Source organism: Streptacidiphilus rugosus AM-16, assembly GCF_000744655.1.
GTDB classification, from domain to species: domain Bacteria; phylum Actinomycetota; class Actinomycetes; order Streptomycetales; family Streptomycetaceae; genus Streptacidiphilus; species Streptacidiphilus rugosus.
Genome location: NZ_JQMJ01000001.1, coordinates 1 through 16,064, shown reverse-complemented (window position 1 = coordinate 16,064; position 16,064 = coordinate 1). Strand labels below are relative to the sequence as shown.

Annotated in this window: 18 protein-coding genes; 8 read left to right on the top strand and 10 right to left on the bottom strand. The window is 71.6% G+C overall.

Going from position 1 to position 16,064, the window contains the following annotated elements:
* Positions 1-216 precede the first annotated feature (216 nt).
* The 4 genes from BS83_RS00090 to BS83_RS00075 form a co-directional block, all read right to left on the bottom strand.
* Positions 217-1,053 carry a hypothetical protein gene (locus BS83_RS00090; protein WP_051942222.1) on the bottom strand — a complete coding sequence of 279 codons (837 nt, stop codon included), beginning with the start codon at positions 1,051-1,053 and terminating at the stop codon, positions 217-219.
* A 242-nt stretch (positions 1,054-1,295) separates the two neighbouring features.
* The gene (locus BS83_RS00085; protein ID WP_037599512.1) at positions 1,296-1,703 is read right to left on the bottom strand and encodes a hypothetical protein; all 408 of its coding nucleotides are present in this window, start codon (positions 1,701-1,703) and stop codon (positions 1,296-1,298) included.
* Between the two features lie 365 nt (positions 1,704-2,068).
* Positions 2,069-2,491, bottom strand: a complete 423-nt coding sequence (locus BS83_RS00080) for a hypothetical protein (protein ID WP_037599510.1) — start codon at positions 2,489-2,491, stop codon at positions 2,069-2,071.
* A gap of 265 nt (positions 2,492-2,756) precedes the next feature.
* Entirely contained in the window at positions 2,757-3,062 is a 306-nt protein-coding gene (locus tag BS83_RS00075) for a hypothetical protein (protein WP_157596632.1), read from the bottom strand.
* A gap of 115 nt (positions 3,063-3,177) precedes the next feature.
* Between BS83_RS00075 and BS83_RS00070 the strand changes: the two genes are divergently transcribed.
* Complete coding sequence (locus tag BS83_RS00070; RefSeq protein ID WP_037599504.1) at positions 3,178-3,966, top strand: GntR family transcriptional regulator; 789 nt, start codon at positions 3,178-3,180, stop codon at positions 3,964-3,966.
* 82 nt (positions 3,967-4,048) lie between these two features.
* Positions 4,049-4,681: an HAD family hydrolase gene (locus BS83_RS00065; protein ID WP_037599501.1), complete on the top strand. Its 633-nt coding sequence runs from the start codon at positions 4,049-4,051 to the stop codon at positions 4,679-4,681.
* Here BS83_RS00065 and BS83_RS00060 read toward each other — a convergent pair.
* Positions 4,667-5,959: a helix-turn-helix domain-containing protein gene (locus tag BS83_RS00060; protein WP_037599498.1), complete on the bottom strand. Its 1,293-nt coding sequence runs from the start codon at positions 5,957-5,959 to the stop codon at positions 4,667-4,669. The genes BS83_RS00065 and BS83_RS00060 overlap by 15 nt on opposite strands.
* Positions 5,960-6,088: 129 nt before the next feature.
* Here BS83_RS00060 and BS83_RS00055 point away from each other — a divergent pair, with 129 nt between their 5' ends.
* From BS83_RS00055 to BS83_RS00030, 6 genes are read left to right on the top strand one after another with little or no spacing between them, the layout of a single operon-like run.
* Positions 6,089-7,204, top strand: coding sequence for a phosphoenolpyruvate carboxykinase (ATP) (locus BS83_RS00055; RefSeq protein WP_037599495.1), 1,116 nt, complete (start codon positions 6,089-6,091; stop codon positions 7,202-7,204).
* A gap of 17 nt (positions 7,205-7,221) precedes the next feature.
* Positions 7,222-8,079 carry an isocitrate lyase/phosphoenolpyruvate mutase family protein gene (locus tag BS83_RS00050; RefSeq protein ID WP_037599492.1) on the top strand — a complete coding sequence of 286 codons (858 nt, stop codon included), beginning with the start codon at positions 7,222-7,224 and terminating at the stop codon, positions 8,077-8,079.
* Positions 8,080-8,088: 9 nt separating this feature from the next.
* Positions 8,089-8,562: a thiamine pyrophosphate-binding protein gene (locus BS83_RS41070; RefSeq protein WP_051942221.1), complete on the top strand. Its 474-nt coding sequence runs from the start codon at positions 8,089-8,091 to the stop codon at positions 8,560-8,562.
* A complete protein-coding gene (locus tag BS83_RS00040) occupies positions 8,562-9,149 on the top strand; it encodes a thiamine pyrophosphate-dependent enzyme (protein ID WP_037599490.1) in 588 nt (195 codons plus the stop codon). Before BS83_RS41070 ends, BS83_RS00040 begins: the two co-directional genes overlap by 1 nt.
* Entirely contained in the window at positions 9,146-10,228 is a 1,083-nt protein-coding gene (locus BS83_RS00035; RefSeq protein ID WP_037599487.1) for a molybdopterin-guanine dinucleotide biosynthesis protein MobB, read from the top strand. Before BS83_RS00040 ends, BS83_RS00035 begins: the two co-directional genes overlap by 4 nt.
* 3 nt (positions 10,229-10,231) lie before the next feature.
* Complete coding sequence (locus BS83_RS00030; protein ID WP_037599484.1) at positions 10,232-11,110, top strand: TauD/TfdA family dioxygenase; 879 nt, start codon at positions 10,232-10,234, stop codon at positions 11,108-11,110.
* A gap of 75 nt (positions 11,111-11,185) precedes the next feature.
* Here the strand turns inward: BS83_RS00030 and BS83_RS00025 are convergent, their stop codons facing one another.
* The 5 genes from BS83_RS00025 to BS83_RS00005 all read right to left on the bottom strand — a co-directional run.
* Complete coding sequence (locus tag BS83_RS00025) at positions 11,186-12,559, bottom strand: UDP-N-acetylmuramoyl-tripeptide--D-alanyl-D-alanine ligase (protein ID WP_037599482.1); 1,374 nt, start codon at positions 12,557-12,559, stop codon at positions 11,186-11,188.
* A 228-nt stretch (positions 12,560-12,787) separates the two neighbouring features.
* On the bottom strand, positions 12,788-13,249 hold the full coding sequence (locus BS83_RS00020; protein WP_157596630.1) for a hypothetical protein: 462 nt from the start codon (positions 13,247-13,249) through the stop codon (positions 12,788-12,790).
* Positions 13,250-13,343: 94 nt separating this feature from the next.
* Complete coding sequence (locus BS83_RS00015) at positions 13,344-13,685, bottom strand: hypothetical protein (protein ID WP_037599479.1); 342 nt, start codon at positions 13,683-13,685, stop codon at positions 13,344-13,346.
* A 92-nt stretch (positions 13,686-13,777) separates the two neighbouring features.
* On the bottom strand, positions 13,778-14,728 hold the full coding sequence (locus tag BS83_RS00010) for a hypothetical protein (protein ID WP_037599477.1): 951 nt from the start codon (positions 14,726-14,728) through the stop codon (positions 13,778-13,780).
* 766 nt (positions 14,729-15,494) lie between these two features.
* Positions 15,495-16,064, bottom strand: a 570-nt coding sequence (locus BS83_RS00005) for a GNAT family N-acetyltransferase (protein WP_232247971.1), incomplete at its 5' end; no start/stop codon positions are given.

Below are 16,064 nucleotides of genomic sequence, written 5' to 3'. Positions count from 1 at the left end.
GACCAGCCCCGGCCACCGGCGCCACTGTTCCCGGACCGGCGACGTCGGGGTGCGCCGCGGCCACGAAAATGCACGCCTGCGCGACGGCACCCACGCTACGCTCAGGCCAGACCGGAAATTGGGCCCTGCTGAGCCCGGGCGCCGGTCTGCGGCCGGGGGAGGAAGCCAACCTCCCACCCGCCCCGTTCACGGGCGCGGAACCGGCCGCTCAGCACGTCAAGGCGCGGCCTTCAGCTGCCGGCGCACCCCGTCCAGCGACGCCTTCCATTGCTGGAGCGTGCCGGCCTCCGGATCCGCGTCGAACAGCGTCCTGGCTGACACGGGAGCCCCGCCCGCGGCCTGCAACGCCGCACGGCAGGCCTCCTCTCGCCGCCTGCGCACCAGCTCCTCGCTGCGTCGCCTCGAGGCGGACTGCTCCACCCGCGCGCGTGACCACAGGCGGCTCGGCCGGCCACGTCCTGGAGCCTCTCGAACTCCCTCGGGTTCGCCGAGCTCGCCGAGGTTCCCCTGCGCGAACGCGCTGGCAAAACTCGCCGTCGACGCGTACCCGAGCAGCCGGGCTGCTTCCGCGGAGTCGACCAGGGCCTCGTGGCCCGCCGACCCAGGCTTGTTGGGCACCGGCGTGGAGTGTGGCGCCTTCGGCTTCGTGTTACCTCGTCCGGGCCGGCGCGCCGCCCAGGCCACGATGGTTTCGCGTCGCCAGAAGCGCTTCACGTAGCGCTCGGTGTGCTCGGTGGAGTCCGGTTCGGGAAAGTAGCCCGGTCTGGCCAGGTAGGCGTGAACGGACTTCACCCCTAGCAGGGCCGCCACCTGCGGCGCCCCCAGCAACTCGCCCGGATCCTCGCCGAGATCGGGCCCATCGGCGGTGGCGGCGCGCCGGGTGAACCACGCCTCGAGGTCCGCCGCGTTCCAGAGCCGCCTGCGGCCGTCGATATCCGCCACCTCAGGGAACCCGGTGGTGGCGCGGTCCCGGTGCCACTCGCTGATCCGGGAGACGCTGGCGCCGAACCGGGTGGCGGCCGCGCTCGCATCCAGGAGTGCGTCGGTGCTCATCGTGGCCTCCAGAACCAGAACTGTACTTCGATAATAGAAGCAATGTGGCCGTCGCTGCAATCCCGCGCCGACTGGTGCCGAGATGGCAGCAACGTTGCCGGCTTCCTGCAGTCCGCCCCCGCAGCGGACGCTGCTGTCCACCGATGGGCGAGCGCGCGGAGCCCCGGCGCGCCCCTCGGGGGAGGGCGCAGCCGGGGCCGGTGGACCGTCCGCAGCTGGACGGTGCTTTGAGGGTAGGTCGCTCAGCGGACGCGGACGTGGAGCAGCTGCAGCGCGCCGCCTGCGGCGGCGGCCGCGAACTGGTCGATCGAGGTGAACTGACCGGAGACGAGGAGCACCTGGTGCTGGGCGCGGGCGGCGCGGATCCAGTCGCGGGTCAGCAGCGGGTTTCCGTCGTACCAGGGCCCGGGGCCTGGGCCGGTGAGCCGACGTCCGGTCAGTGCCAGCTGCCAGTCCGGATGTACGGGCCCGGTGGCCGCCTGCGGGGAGCTGGACCAGCCCTGACCCGGGTTGAGCACCCGTATCAGGCCGGGGGGCTGCGGCACGACCAGGGCGGGACGGGAGCGCAGGAACTCCGGCCACGGCACGCCGTCGTAGCCGGTGAGTTGCGGGTCCGTGGGTGGGACGGGGCGGAGGACGGCTTCGCTCACCGCGGCCTCCAGGGGATGTGGTGGGTGGAGCCGTCGAACTCTCCGGTGAGGGGTCGCGGCTGGAGACGGTCAGCGTCACGTGGTGCTCCCAGGTGTCCTCGCGATGGCCGGGCATCTGGGCCAGGGCCATGGAGTGGATTTGCATCTGCGGGGCCTCGGCCGCCCAGTCCGCCGCCGCCTGCAGTGCGTCCGCCTGCGTGGCGCCGACGCAGATCACGGCCGTGACGGCGGAGACCGGAAGCAGGCTCGCCGAGAACGGCCCAGAACCGCAGGGCGTAGGGCAGCCCCGGTGCGCCCCACGGGGGAGGGCGCGGCCGGGGCCGCGGGGCCGCCCGGCGGGGGACCGGGCGGGGCATGAGAGAACTTCAGCGCGCGGGGACGAGCAGGACCTGCAGAGTGCCCGCCGCGGCGGCAGTGGCGAACTGGTCGATCCGCGTGAACGGTCCGCTGATCAGCAGAACCGTCCGTAGGGCGGCAGCGGCACGACGCCAGTCGCGGGTCAGCAGCGGATAGCCCTCGTACCAGGTTGCACCATCTGGCGCCGTCACGGAGATGCCCCGCCCGTGCTGCACGAGCGACCAGCCCGCTTTGGGGCTGGCGTTCGGAAGGAAAGCGGTAGTCGACCATCCCGCGGCTGGCTCGATGGGCCGTTCCGGACCCGGAACCTGCGGGACCACCAGAGCGGGCAGGTCACGCCAGAACTGCGGCCACGGTACCCCGTCGAAGCCACTGGCGAGTGCGCGCGTGCGGCCGAAGGAGGTGCTGCCCCGCATCTCGGGCTCGGTCATCGCGTCACATCCTGCGGTCGGTGTGGTGGGTGGAGCCGTCGGCCTCGCCGGTGAGCGGGTGTGGGGGGACCGCTGAGGGCAACTGGTCCTCACTCATCGGGAACCCGTCGCGCAGGCACAGTCCGGCTGCTCGCAGGCGCAAACGACGTCGACCTTCGCGCCCTCCCAGCCGTCGGGGTAGTAGCTCAGGCCGCCCGGGCAGGTGTCGTGATTCCCGGTCCGGCAGGGGTGCGTGATGTAGGGCCCGGCGAGCGGATCCCAGGCGCTATAGGTCGCGGCGCTGCTTGGGGAGGATGGGCGGCTTCGGGTCCGGGCGTTGGTCATCGGTGGTGCCCTTCAAAGTCAGACGGAGCCAGGCGACCTGTCCAGCGCTGCTGGAGTGCAGCCCGAAGGCGTCGCCGGTGTTGAGGACCGCAAGCAGAAGCGGCCAGGCGTGTCGCAGGGGGTCGGTGACATCGACCTCGATGACGAGGGAGCCGGACTCCTCGCTGACGCGTGCCTCGGTTCCGGCGAGGACGGTGAGCGCTTCTGCCGCCGAGCGCGCCGCTTCGGTCGGGCGTGTTGTGCTCACGGCGGTCACCATCCGATCAACCCGCAACTACATTGGGTAGTGCTAGTTAACTAGGTTCTAGCTAGTGGACTAGATTGTCAATCGGTCGAACTCTCCTGCAGACCAAGGGAGCAGCATGGTTGACGGCGCCTCAGCATCCGCCGATGCCCCCTACCTGCGTGTCGCAGCCGCCATGCGTCAGCGGATCACCGACGGAACTTGGCCCGTCGGGCACCGCCTCCCCGCCCGCGCGACGCTCGGCCACGAGTTCGGCGACGTGGGCGAGAACGTCATTCGCCGCGCTCAGGAACTGCTCATCGCCCAAGGCCTGCTCGAAGGCCGCGCCGGATCCGGAACCTACGTACGCGCCCCACGCCAGCGCCGCCGGATGCTGCGCAGCTGGGCCCGCGAGCAGCACGCCACCAGCCCGTTCCGCTCCGAGATGGCCTCGCTCGGAATGGCCGGCGACTGGGAGGCCAACAGCGCCGCCAAGACGCCCGCACTCGCCCACATCGCCGCCCGTCTCGGTATCGCCGAGGGCGACCTGTGCGTGCGGACCGACTATGAATTCTTCGCCGACCGCCAGCCCGTCATGCTCTCCACCAGCTGGGAACCGATGGCCATCACCTCAGGCACCGTGGTGGTCCTGCCCGAAGGCGGACCGCTGGCCGGCGCCGGAGTGGTCGCGCGCATGGCGCACATCGGCGTTACCGTCGTCCGCGCTGTCGAGGTTCCGCGACCGACGCGACTCAACAAGGACCAGGCCGAGCTGCTCGGCGTGGCGGCTGGAACCCAAGCGACCTTGATCGAGCGCATCTACTACGACGATGCGGGTTCCCCGGTCGAGACCGCCGACATTCTCGTTCCGGATGACGGATGGGAGATCGCCTACGAGATCCAGCTGAGCAGCAGCCCGGTCTTGTGACCATCGCTCCTACTGCGGGAGACCGGTGCGGAGCACGCTAACAGGGTGATCAAATGGCTGACTGGACCGTAGCCTTGGGCCCATGGCGACGCCCAGCAAACCCAAGTTCTCGGGCCTGATCCTGGACTTCTTCGGGGTCTTGACCGCCAACATGGTCGAGGTGATCTCGTTCTTCGAGGATCGGGAGAAGCTCTCCCGCGGGACCTTTCTGCGTGGCTGGGCCGATCCGCGCGGGCAAGAGCTCTTCCAGCGTCTTGAGCTCGGGTTGATCACCCAGGCGGACTGGAACAGCGGCTTCGCCGAGCTGGTCGGCATCGAGCCGGAGAACCTGATGGCCCGCTACTTGCACGACGCCTTCCCCGCCTACCCGGTCCTTGCGGTTGCCCGTCAGGCGCGGGCCGCGGGGATCCGGACCGCGGTGCTGTCGAACAGCCTCGGGCGGGAGCCGTACGACCCCTACGCGGGCTTCGACCTGGGCGGCACGTTCGACGCGGTCGTGCTCTCCTCGGAAGCCGGGGTGCGCAAGCCCGACCCGGCGATCTTCCGCCTGGCCCTTGAGCGGCTCGACGTGCCGGCCTCGGAGTGCCTGTTCGTGGACGACGGCGAGGAGAACCTCGCGGTCGCGGACGCTCTGGGCATCAAGGTGCTGCTCGGCCTGGACGAGCTGGTGGTGGCGCGGCGCCTGCGTGAGCTCCTGCGCCTATCCGACCTGTAGAAAGTCGCGGACGGCCGGGTTCGAGGTGTGTGCCGCGAGTTTCCCGCGGAGCCCCTTCAGCTCAGAGGACGACCGGGCGGAGTCCACCGACCCCAGGCACAGAGCAGCGTGGCGCGCATTGGCGACGGCCGCGTCGAGGTCGTGCATCTCCAGGTGCGCCTCGGCGGCGCGGGCCAGGTAGATGGCGTGGCTTCGCGGGTAGGCCTCGTCGCCGGGATAGGACGCCTTGATCGCGGCCTCGAAGCGGTGCACCGCTTCGGCCGGGTCGCCGAGCTGCAGGGCGCAGGACCCGGCAATCATCTCGAACTCGCCCTCTGTCACCCAGTACAGGCTCCTCGGGTCGTCGTCGCGGGACCCCTTGCCGAGGGCGGTGCGGGCGAGCGCGAGCTGGCGGGCGCAGTCCTTCCTCGCCCCCGTGCCGGTCTTGGACAGGGCGCGCGCTCTGCGCGCGGCGAGCATGGCGTGCATCAGGGGTGTCGCCTTGTCCCTGACCTCTGTACCGGCTGCTTCCAGGAGCGAGACGGCCCGGCCCGCCTGCCCGGGGGTGGAGTAGCACTGCACGGCGGCGAACGACAGCGCGATCGCCCCGCTGATCGGATCGCCGGCCTGGGCCGAGGCCCGCAGGGACCCGTCGAAGAAGCGCTGCGCGAGCGCGTGCCGGCCTTGGTCGAACGCGCTCCACGCGGCCTGGCGGGCTGCCTCGGCCGCCAGCGAGTGCAGCCGGTCCACCGCCTTCCCCCGGTAGCGGCCGGACTTGATCTGGACCACGAGGTACAGCAGCTCGTTGCGGGCGAGGCGGTGCACCTCCCCGCTGCCGACCTCGTCGTCGAGGTGACGCAGGTCGTCGAGCCGCTTGTCGACCTGGTCCAGCAGCTCCGGGTCGCCGCGCTCCGGAGCCGGCTCGTCGGGCGCGGCGTGCTGCCGCAGCGACGCGGCCCAGGTGGCGGCCGAGGCGGACAAGGCGATCCCCGCGGTCAGGAATCCTCTGCGATCCACGCTGCTCCCATCTGCCAACTCGGCGAAGACTCTCAGGTTTCCCGCCGTGTCCCAAGGCGTTGACCCGGCAGCCGCCGTGCCGGCGTCCTGGAGCGCGGCGGCGAACGCGGTGCCGAGCACACGGTCGTAGGCGGCAGCGATCTCGGGCGTGAGCCGTCGGCTGCCGTTCTCCACGTTCAGCAGATGCGACGGCGCGTACCCCGCCTCCCGGGCGAACCGCGCCCACGGAAGGCCGGACGACCTGCGCGCTTCCCGTAGATCCTCGTTCAGCTGACTCGTCATCGGGGCCGGCCTCTCCCGAATGGAATAGGGGCTGAATAGGGCTCCCTCATTGTCCCGCGATCCGTGACGGTGTGTGCTCGATCACGCACCATACGCATCCACCCATCGATCGTCTGGGGAGAGAGCGGCATGACAACATCCATTGACAGTAGGGAAGTTGAGCCTACTGCCAGCTATGAGATCGCGTACCGCGACGCCCAGGTCCGTGCCGTCTTCGACCGCACCGACCTGGCGGAACGCCTTCGTCGCGCGTTCACCGCCTACGGGGCTCTCGTCTCCCCGCCGGTGCGTCTCACAGTCCCGACGGTCGGCGTCTTCACCGCCGCCGACACTGGGGCGGTGCCCGCTCGGGACCAGCTCAAGGTGCCCCATGGCGGAGGGCGCATCGCCGTCCCCGCGGGGCTGGCGCTGCTTCACGACGGTCCGCCGCGCTCCCTGGTCACCGTGGCCCGGCCACAGGTCACCGTCGCCCAGCTCGACCCCGGTGACCCGCACCTGCCGTTCCTGCACTACCTGCTCAAGTACCCGCTGCGCCGCCAGGTCGAGGCGCAGGGATCGATCCTCGCCCACTCGTCCGCCGTGGAGTCCGCCCCTGGCCAGGCCTGCGTGTTCCTCGGACCCAGCGGGGCCGGCAAGACCACCGTCTTCGTCGAGCTGGTCAGTCGCGGCCTCAGAGCCCTGGGCAATGACGCCACCCTGCTGACCCCGGCCGGAGCCGCCGTGGAGGCCGCGACGTGGCCGCACGTCGTGCGGATCGGGGCCGGCACGGCCGGTCACAACGCTGTGATGCGCCGCCTCCCCGAGGACTGGGCGCGCCGCAACCCGGCCGACCAGAAGATCGAGGTCTTCTTCGACGAGCTGGACGCCCTGTTCGGCTGCCCGATCGCCGCACCACCCTCCCAGGTCACCACAGTCGTGGACCTCGGCATCGACACGGCCGGCGAGGGCCTGACGGTCCGCCGCCTGACCGGGCCGGAGATCCGGCGGTTCCTCCAGGAGCGGCTGATCGGAGACCGGCTGCCGACCGGCTGGCTACCCGGCTGGTCCTGGCGTCCCCGCCTGGAGTCGGTCCACGAGGTGGCCGACCGCCTCGCCTCCACCACCGCGATGTACCAGGTCCGCGCGGGTGTGGCCACGCCGCGTTGGGCCGACCAGCTCGCCGACTGGGTCCGCGACCTCACCCCCACCGCCCCGACCGGCGACGCGCCGCTCCCTCGTGCCCTCACCGTGCCCACGCCCGCCTGAACAGGAAGAAGACCGCCATGACGAACGCGCCCTTCAGCCAGACCCTCACCGCAGCCCACAGCGACCGCCACCTGCTGCGCGCGCTGGGCGCGGCCAACGCGATGGCCGCGAGCGTCGCGACCGACGCTAACTTCGACGCGCTGTGGGTGTCGGGCCTGGAAGTGTCCACCGCGCTCGGCCTGCCCGACGAGAACGTCCTGGGCCCGCGCGACCTGGCCGACGTCGTCACCGCGCTCGGCCGGGTCTGCGACCTGCCGGTGATCATCGACGTCGACAACGCCGGCGGGTCCGCCGCCACCGCCGCCCGCTTCGCCACTGACCTCGGCCGCGCCGGAGCCTCTGCACTGTGCCTGGAGGACTCCGCCTACCCGAAGATCAACAGCTTCGCGCTGCACCGCGAGCAGCAGCTCGCCGACGCGCAGCTGATGCGCGACCAGCTCAAGGCCCTGCGCGACGCCGCACCGGACCTCGTTCTGATCGCCCGCACCGAGACCCTGATCTGCGGCGGCCAGGTCACCGAGGCCCTCGAGCGCGCCGCGCTCTACATCGAGGCCGGAGCCGACGCGATCCTCATGCACTCCAAGGACAAGACCGGCCAGCAGGCCCTGGCCACCGCAGCGGGCTGGGACGAGCGAGCCCCGCTGGTCACCGTGCCCACCGCCTTCCCCCACCTGACCGGCCACCAGCTCGCCCACGCGGGGTTCAGCCTGGCCATCTACGCCAACCACCTCACCCGCGCCAGCCTCGCCGCCATGCGCGCCACGGCCCAGCACTTCACTGCCACCGGCACGTTCACCGCGCCCGGCGCCCCGCCCCTTGCCGACGTCCAGGACCTGCTCCAGATCGCCGACCGCGCCGCCAGCGCCTGCCTCTGAAAGCCGACGATGACCACCCACACCCTGGCGAAGCGCCTGCACGGCGCCGGATTCGACTGCGCGATCGGCGTCCCCGACTCCCACCTGACCGACCTCGTCGGCGAACTCGGGATCTCCATCCCCGTCCATCTCGCGCCCCGCGAGGACACCGCGGTCGCCGCCGCCGTCGGCATGACCCTCGCCGGTGCCCGCCCGCTGCTGTTCATGAAGAACGCTGGCCTGTTCACCACCTGCGACGCCCTCACCTCTCTCGCCGCCGACGCCGCCGTCCCCCTCGCCCTCCTGGTGGGCTGGGCCGGGACCGGCACCGACCACCTGCCCCACCACGTCGTCACTGGCGAGCGCACCACCGGCCTCCTCACCAGCCTCGGCGTCTCCTGGGCCACCACCGACCACACCGGCGACCTCGAAGCGTGGTTCACCGCACACCGGCAGGCCGGCGAGCACTGCGCCCTGCTGGTCCGGCCCGGAGGAGCCCACTGATGACACAGCGCCACACCATCGCCGCCGCCGTCCTCGCGGCGGCCCGCGACCACCAGCTGCCGCTGTTCGTCAGCAACGGCTTCCTGTGCCGGGAGATCATGGCGCTCACCGCTCCCGGCGAGGACCGCGTTCTGCCGCTGCAAGGCGGGATGGGCCTGGCCGCCGGCGTCGCCGCCGGGTACGCCATGGCCACTGGCCGCGCCGCCATCGTGCTCGAAGGCGACGGCAACCACCTCATGGGCTGGGGCAGCGCCCAGCTCACCGGTACCCATGCCCTTCCCCTGGTCCACGTCGTGTCCTGCAACGGGGTCTACCGGTCCACCGGCGGCCAGCCCTTGCCCAGCCAACCGAGCACGGTCCAGTCCGCTGCCGCGACCTTGTTCTACCCGCAGGCCTTCACCGCAGCGACCGAGCCCGAACTGCGCCACTGCCTGGAGCAGGCGCTCTTGGCGCCCGGCCCGAGCCTTCTCTACGCCGTCGAGGACGAGACAGGGGCGCCGCCGGACCGCTCCGACTTCCGCACCCGCGACTACGCCACCGCGCTGGCCCGCCAGGCGGCCGCCGACACGAAGGGGGAGCCGCGGTGAGACTCGAAGACCTCAACGCCCTGCAGGCGACCACGATCCGAGCGGACCTGTCCCCGTACCAGTGCCAGATCGCGGACGGCACCGGAGCCGAGGGAGACGTCATCGCGGTGCGCGTCACCGACCCGGGCGGCATCACCGCGCTGGTCGACTACCGCGAGAACCAGCACCCGGTCACCGCCGGCACCGTCCTGCTCGGCGTCCTCGCGAACCGCGACTCCACCACCCACGCCTCCGGCGGCATTCCCCGGGAAGGGCTGGCGATCGTCGCCGGCACGCAGCTGGCCTGGCTCGGCGGCCAGTCCGGCCTCATCGGCACGCTCGACTGGTCGCCGGCACCCCGGAACACGCTCGGCCAGCAAGCCGCCGGGACGGTCGAGGCGATCGGCCTCGTCCACACCCAGATCGGCACCCTCAACATCGCGCACCTCGCGCGCACACCCGGCGCCCAGACCGGCGCCGGGACCAGGCTGCTCGTGGTCGCAGGCACCGCGGCCGAGGTCGGCAAGACCACCCTCGCGGGCCGCCTCATCAGCCACCTCACCCAGACCGGGCTCCGCGTGGTGGCCGTCAAGCCGACCGGATCCGGCGGCATCACCGACTCCCTCGCCCACCGGCGCGCCGGAGCACTGGCCAGCTACGACCTGGTCGACTGCGGCCTACCCTCCTCCTACACCGACGCCACCCGCTACGAGATCCACATCCAGCGCTGCCTCGCCTACGCCGTGGAACACCGCCCGGACCTGGTCCTCGTCGAACTCGGCGGCGACCTGGTGTGGGGCAACAACGACACCTTCCTGCGCCAACCCGGCATCCGCGAGCGGATCGCCGACGTGCTCTGCGTCTGCGGAGACGCCACCGGAGCCCTCGGCACTCACACCTTCATGCACCAGGCCGGCCTCGAGGACCTGCCCGTCACCTACGCCCCCTCCTACACCCGCAACCCCGCCACCTTCACCACCCGCGTCCAGAGCCTGCTCGGCCCCCACACCCCCGTCCTCGGCGACACGACCGACGCCAGCCTCGCCCACTACCTGGACGCCCTCACCGTCCGGAACACCGCCGCCTGCGAGGGGAACTGACCCATGCTCGACACCAGCGACCGCACCCACGGCAAGCCCGGGACCGACCTGTTCGGCGACCCGATCTGCGCCCGCGAGGTCCGCGCCAACCCGACCGACGTCCTCGACCAGGTCACCGACCGCCTCGCCCTGCGCCACGCCGCGCTCGTCAAGCACTTCCCTGTGGACGACCCGCATCTCTACGTCGACTTCCTCGCCCACCTCGGTACCCCGCTCGACAACTACGGCGCGCGCTCCGACTCGCCCGCCTACGCGCTGCACCCGCAGATCAACGTGGTGCGCTGCCAGCCCGGCGGCTCCCGTGTCCAGGAGCAGGGCGGGCCTCTGACCGCCCATTCCGGCCGGGCGTTCGCCAAGCACCGCCCCGCCTACACCGCCATGCTGATGACCAAGGACGGTTGGCCCGGCGCCCCCGGCCAGGCCGGCGAGTCGATCGCCGTGCGCTGGTCCGACGCGGTCGCCCGTCACCGTCAGCTGTTCCCCGACACCGCCTCCGACGACCTGGAGCTGCTCACCGGCACGCCGATCACCATCACTGCCCAGCACGTCGACAGCGAGCTGTCGACCCTGCCCCTGCTGTACCCGCTGCCGGACGCCACCGGCGACGACGACCTCGGCGCGCGGTTCTCCCTCGTGATCCGTGATCAACTCCCCGGTATGGGCCTGGGCGAGGAGCTCACCAAGGGCTACCTCGCCGCGCTGGAGCGCTTCGCCCAGGCCGCCAACGACCCCGCCACCCGCTACGTCCACCAGCTCCAGGTGGGGCAGATGCTCATCGTGGACAACAACCGGTTCGGCCACGGCCGCCTGACGATGCCGACCACCGGCCCCGAGGGAGAGGTGACCAACCCTCGGGAGCTTTGGTCGGCCGTCATTGAGTGACCAACATCAACAGATAGGGCGGTGCGTCGTGGCTACCTCCCGCCACGGCGCAGCGCCGCGTCCGCCCTCGAACGCTCAGACCGCGACGAGGTCCTGGACGAGCTGCTGCAGGCCGACCGACAACGACGCCTTCACGATCACCAGGTCCCCTGGCCGCAGCAACGCCCCCAGCAACACGGCCGCCGCCGTCCGATCCGCGACCAGATGCGTCTCGCGCCCACCGCTGTCCGCGCCGTCGACCATGGCGGCCGCGTCATCGCTGCCGACGCCGACCACCACGTCCGTGCCGAGCGCCGCGGCCAGCTCACCGATCGCACGGTGCTCCTCTGCGGACGCGGCGCCCAGCTCCCGCATCTCCCCGAGTACCGCGACCGTCCGGCGCTCGCCGTGCATCGCCGCGAGCGCGCGCAGCGCCGCCGCCATCGAGTCCGGGTTGGCGTTGTAGGCGTCGTCGATAACCGTCACGCCGTCCGGCCGGTCGTACCGCTGCATTCGGGAACCGGTCGCCGCGACTGCCCCACTGAGGGCGGCCGCGATCTTGCCGGGTGCCATGCCGACGTGGTGGGCGACGGCCGCCACCGCCAGTGCGTTCGAGACGTGGTGCTCACCGAGCAACTGCAGCGCCACGGGGGCTTGGCCGGCGGGCGTGGTCAACAAGAAGCGTGCTCGGCCCTCAGCGTCGACCGTGACCTGCGTGGCGCGGACCTGGGCTTGCTCCGTGCGGCCGAAGAAAAGGACTGGGGCCGCCGAGCGGTCGGCCATCCCGGCCACCAGCGGGTCGTCGAGGTTGAGTACAGCCAGCCCGTCGGCCGCAAGGGAGGCGACCAGCTCGCCCTTGGCCTTCGCGGTGTCCTCCTTGCTGCCGAATTCGCCCGCGTGAGCGGCACCGACGTTCAGGACCAGGGCGATGTGCAGCGGCACCATGTCGGTCAGGTAGGTCAGATGGCCGCCGCCGCGCGCACCCATCTCCAGAACGAGGAACCTGGCGTCGGCCGGGCAGTTGGCGACCGTCATCGGCACGCCGATCTCGTTGTTCTGGGAGCCCACCGTCGCGCCGGTCGTCCCGGCCCGGGCCAGCGTCTGCGCCAGCAGATCCTTCGTAGAGGTCTTCCCGGACGAGCCGGTGATCCCGATCCGGGTCACGTCCGGCATCCTCGCGGACTGCCACCGCGTGAGCCTCGCCAGTGCCGCCATGACGTCCGGCACCAGCACAGCCGGAGCTCCGCACGGGCGCGAGGCGAGCACGCCGGCCGCGCCGGACTCCACGGCGCTGACGGCGAAGTCGTGGCCGTCCACGTGTTCCCCAGCGAAGGCCAGGAACAGGGCGCCGGGGGCGGCCTTACGGGAGTCGACCACCAGCGGGCCGGTGACGGCCACAGCCGGGTCCGGGACATGGTCGAGCCGACCGTCGACTACCTCGGCAAGCTCGCCCAAACTCATCGCCTGCATGTGCGCGACTCCATCCCTCCGTACGGACTGGTCTACCGAACCTACCGCCCGCGCACCGCGCAAACAGATGGTGTGCCTCGGCGCGCCGAGGCACACCAGCCGGAGCAGGCCGGGCCAGGCTGAACCCTAAGGACCGCGGGGAACCGCAGCCGGGCGCCAGGGCGATCTGCCGTCGGCCGCGCTTCATGGCGGGACGTCGCGTGCAGCGTAGGCGAGCAGCTCGTTCAGTCAGGCTTCGTTGGACGCCCGAGGGTGCTGCCGCTGTGAGCGCCGGAGCGTCTCGCGGGTGGTGGCGGTGACAGTGCGGGCCTGATCGGCCAGGCGTGCGGAGATCGCCTCCGCGCTGCCGTCGACGGTGCGGCCGGTGACGACGACGTCGCCGAACAGCTCGTACGGAAGGGAACGCCCGTGCCAGGCGCGGGCCAGGGTCCAGGCGGGCAGGTTCGAGCGCAGGCCTTCGCCGGCGACGTTCCTGTGGATCCAGAGCAGCGCTTCGCGGTTGTAGATCGCCCTGTCGGCGGAGCTGCCGAGGATGCGGTGGATCTCGGCGTGGTGTCCGCCGTCGTCGAGGAGCTCGACGTCGCGGGCTTCGCCGCTTCTCTTCCCTGGCTCGTGGTGCCCTCTGGGACAGGAACATCGGAGCGCGGCGAGGTCACCACTGGGGTAACCCGTACAGACTCCCGCGGTCACGGTTCGGTCGGTGCGGCGCTGGTTACCTTGGTGGCCCAGGTCACTGACCTGCACTGGTTACCTGACAGGGGGTGGTAACCAGCCCATCGTGGCGTCAGTCGATGAGGTCGGTGTGGTGTGCGTGGGCGCGTTCGGCCAGCGCCTGGTAGGCGATCGCCGCAGGAGTCGCGTCGAAACGCGCGAAGACTAGGTCGGCGAGGAGGTCTTCTCGGCTCGTTCCCGGGGCGGCTGCGATGCCTTCCGCGGCGGCGTGCTCGGCGAGCTGCTGGTCGCTCCAGCCGGCGGCCTGGGCGCGGGTGTGGGTGCGGACGTCTTCCTGGACCTGGCAGTACAGGGGGTGTCCCTGGGCGAGCAGGGCGCGTAGCCCGGTTGGGTCGGTCAGTTGCTCGGCGCGGGCGGCCAGGTCGAGCAGGGCGGTGGCGGTGTCGGCGGACATGGGGTGAATCCTCCTTGATCCCGGCCGGCGCCGGGTGCGGTTTTTCGTTGGCCGGCCCCGGGATTCCGGGGCTGGGGACGGTGTGGCGGGTGTCAGGCGAGGGCTTGGCCGATGTGCTGGATGTCGAGGGTGACGGCGACACGGGGGATGCGGTCGTCGCCGGTGTAGGGGCGGTGGGTGACGGTGCCGACGACCAGGACGTGGGAGCCGGGAGTGAGGGAGGCGGCGGCCTGGTGGGCGGCGTCGCCGCGTAGGGTGCACACCAGCACGGTCGCGGTGACCTCGCCGATGACGGGCGGGGTGTCCGGGGCCAGATGCAGCCGTGCGACGGGACCGTCCTGGCCTTCGCGCAGTGCGATCGGCTGGATGACTGCGCCGGTCAGCACCTGCGGCTCGGTCTCCACCCGTGTCGAGAGGCTGGCGCCGGTGCCGAGTGCGGGCGGCGGTGGGCTGCCGGGAGGAACGTCGTGTTCGGCCTGCAGCAGCGCGGCCGCGATTGCCGCGCGCAGCTGTGCGATGCGGTCGGCCCGCGGACCGGCGGATCGGTCGGTGCGGGCGAGGGTGCGCTGGTGCTGTTCGGCGGCGTCGAGTTCGGCTTCGGTGTGGCGCAGGACGGCACGGATGCCGTGGCGGCGGGTGATCCGGCTCCACGGGTGCTGACCCTCGTCGGTGCTCTGCTCGGTGACGGCCAGTTGGACGCCGACCCAGCCGCCGTCGCCGGCGGGGTGCAGCGCGATGTCGACGCAGATGCCCACACGCGGGTCGTGGACCGGCATGTACGGGTAGCCGCGCAACCCGGGGAAGGCGCGGGCCAGTGCGGCACGCAGGGCCGCCGGGTCGGGATCGGCCCCGGTGCGGCGCAGCTCGACCAGGTGCAGGGCGAGGACCGCGAGCACCGGGACTGCTCCATCGCCCGCGGCGTCGGGCAGTGCGACGGCCAGGTCGGCGGTGATGGCGCGGCGGTCAGTGACGCGGGCATGGATGACGAGCAGCGGCTTCAGGCGGACGGGTGCGGGGACCTCATCGGTGGCGGTCGGTGGCATCTCAGCTCCTCTATTGCAGTATCGATAATACAATGAAATGGGCGCGGGTCCAGACCGTTCCTTCGGGTGCGAGCCGCGGCAGGAGGTGGCGGAGGCGCGCATATGGCAGTGGCGCGGATCGTGCGACCTGCACCGCTGGAATCAGGTGGTTAGTCCGGGGTGGACCCTGGGTGGTCGTGGGGTGCGGGTGCGGCTGGTGTGCTCGGGGACGGGGATGCCTGGGCGTTGAGCCAGGCAACCGTCATCGCCGGGATGTCGGGCGTGGGGGGCAGGTTGGCGTCGTGGAAGAGTTGGGCCCTCGCTTCGGCGTCGGATTCGCGCCGTGGTTTTCCCCGCGTTCCTCCGCATTGAGCAACGGACCGAGTGAGGCCTTCCCTGGGAAGCCGGGCACGTTGTCCGTGTGGTCCGGTCATCCGGGCCCACCGGCCTGGATCATGCCGATTCCGTCGTCATTTGCCACCGCACTCGAGCTCTGCGGGCCGCGGTATCACCGCGCTTGACCTCGGCCGACTGTCGTCATGGCAGCACGCAGCGCACCGAATCCGGCCACGCCTGCCGCGGCAGCCTGCGGTGTGCAGGCTGCCGGTCCGCTCCGTCTGGGACGCTGCCGTCGACGTCCTGGCCGTCGGCGGGCTCGGTGTCCTGGAAGACTTCGGACGTCTGGGCGACTTGATCGCCGAGCTGGACTGCGATGGGGGCACCCGCGCCTGCGTCGTCCGCGTCGGTCTCGGGGCTTGGCCCGGCATGGCCGGGCGGACGCTGTTCCCTACCAGGTCGGCCAGCACAGGCCGGCGGGCAGTACCTGCGGGGGTGCGTCCACGCGGTGACCGCACCGGTGGGCGTACTGCTCGAAGAACCAGATCCGGCGTGCGAGCCCTTCTGGCTCGCCGCCTTCGCTCCAGTGGTACGCCTCCTTCCAGCGCTCGGCGTCGCGGATGAGCGGGAACCCCTCCAGCGCCAGATGGACCGCCAAGGTTGCCAGCGCGTCGCGTTCCGCCAGACGGCCAAGGGGCGGCTCGCCCGGCTGGAGGGCAAGGCGCAGCCAGTCGCCGTCGCGGGTGGCGGTCCACAGCAGCCGCTCCGCGTCCCCGTCACCGATCAGAAGCCGTCGCACGCGGGTTTCGTCCGTTTGGTACCGCAGCCGTGGTGCTCCGGGTCGGCGGAGCATGTGGATGGCGTGTTTCCAGTGCGTCACCTGGAAGCCCAGGTGCAGGTAGAACCTGATCGCCTGCGGTTGCAGCCAGTCCGCATCCAGCCGCAGCCCAACGGACTCCTCAGCGGCCGCCGCGTCGGACACGGTGTCGATCACTGCACGCCCGAGCCCTTGTCCTCGCCA